The following is a 326-nucleotide window of genomic DNA, read 5'->3' on the forward strand; positions in this document are numbered from 1 at the left end:
ATTCTGCAAATGGTTGGTTAAGCCCTGAAGCTTTTGAGCAGAAATATTTTAAGAATTTAGAGGGAAGTACTGTCCACGATAGTGTCTAGGATCAGCAAATTGATTTCACTTTGAACCTTGTCTTTATCAAAGTTATTTTTTAACGCACCACTATTTTCTCGGGCTGTATCTGTTGTCACACTGGTCAAGATGTCTGACTTGATCTGCTCAGCGGTTTTACCCGTTAAAGCTTGCTGACCTTGTTCATCTCGAATGGTGATATTTGACGTATTGATACCGCTCTTGGTCACGCTACTGTTTTTATCACTGTCTAAACCAAAACCGAT

The 326-nt window shown here is 39.6% G+C and carries 1 pseudogene; it reads right to left on the reverse strand.

The annotated features are described in order from the left end of the window. Window positions 1–95: 95 nt before the first annotated feature. Window positions 96–326, reverse strand: a pseudogene (locus ACINWC743_RS07190) (hypothetical protein); the annotation flags it as partial.

The sequence above is a fragment of the Acinetobacter sp. WC-743 genome (assembly GCF_000335555.1).
In the GTDB taxonomy this organism is placed as follows: domain Bacteria; phylum Pseudomonadota; class Gammaproteobacteria; order Pseudomonadales; family Moraxellaceae; genus Acinetobacter; species Acinetobacter bereziniae.